Annotated in this window: 1 protein-coding gene; it reads right to left on the bottom strand. The window is 50.8% G+C overall.

Annotation, left to right across the window (positions count from 1 at the left end; genetic code table 11):
• Nucleotides 1-833, bottom strand: an 833-nt coding sequence (amiA, locus tag ABT171_RS41755) for an N-acetylmuramoyl-L-alanine amidase AmiA (RefSeq protein WP_351252203.1), incomplete at its 3' end; no start/stop codon positions are given.
• Nucleotides 834-1,066: the final 233 nt, after the last annotated feature.

Raw genomic sequence — 1,066 nt, forward strand, 5'->3', positions numbered from 1 at the left:
GTTTCGCGTTTAAAGTAACTGACGATCCCCTGAGCGATCGCCGTGGCAATTTTATTTCGGAAGGCGGGGGTGCCGAGCAGCCTTTCTTCCTCAGGGTTGGTGATGAAAGAGGTTTCCACCAAGACGGAAGGAATATACGGGGACTTTAAGACCACGAAGGCCGCCTGTTCGGTATTTTTGGCATGCAAATGATGGATGGGCGCAATATGCTGAATCAGGTGCGAGCCCAGCGCCAGGCTCTCTTTGATCGTTTCCGTCTGCTCCAAATCAAACAGTATCTTCTGCAAATAGCGATCTTTCTTGATGACGTTGGGGCCGGCGAGATCGTCCGCCGCGTTTTCACTGTTCGATAAGTATTTCGCCATCGCGCTGCTGGCGCCTTTATTGGAAAGCGCAAAAACCGACGCGCCGCAGGCACTGGGGCAGGTAAAGCCGTCGGCGTGGATGGACATGAAAAGATCGGCGCCATGCCGGTGCGCGATCTCCACCCGATCGTACAGCGGAATAAAAACGTCGCTGTCGCGCGTCAGGCGGGCATCGATGCCGTGTCGATCAAGCTGTGCACGCACATTTCTGGCGATCTCCAGAACGACATGTTTTTCCAGCGAACCGGTGTGGCCAATGGCGCCGGAGTCGATGCCGCCATGACCGGGATCCAACATGACCAGGAATCTTTTTCGCGCCCCCTGAGGGCCGTTCTGCTTTTTGGGACGTGGCAGGCCGTGGGCGTGAGCCAGCGGGGAAACGGCGCCGTTCAGCGCCAGGGCCGCCAACCCTGCCAACATCATTCTGCGGCGAGATAACCGGGTGTTCAAAAGGTCCGTCTTAGCCATAAGGTTAACCAGCATAAAAGGAAAGGGTGTTTTTGTTATAACATAACAATTTCATGCGCCGGCGGGGTTGTCTGTTAGCGGCTGTTACTTTTAATGTCATTCCTTAAATTCACTGGTTTTTTATACTGCATTTATTTTGTTTATTGAATGTTTGTATTGATATAAATTTGTTTTGCATTTGTTAATTCTTATTTTGACACACTATTTAATCTAATATTTCAAATGAGATTTAT

The organism is Streptomyces sp. NPDC001851 (assembly GCF_040297165.1).
Taxonomy (GTDB): Bacteria; Actinomycetota; Actinomycetes; order Streptomycetales; family Streptomycetaceae; genus Streptomyces.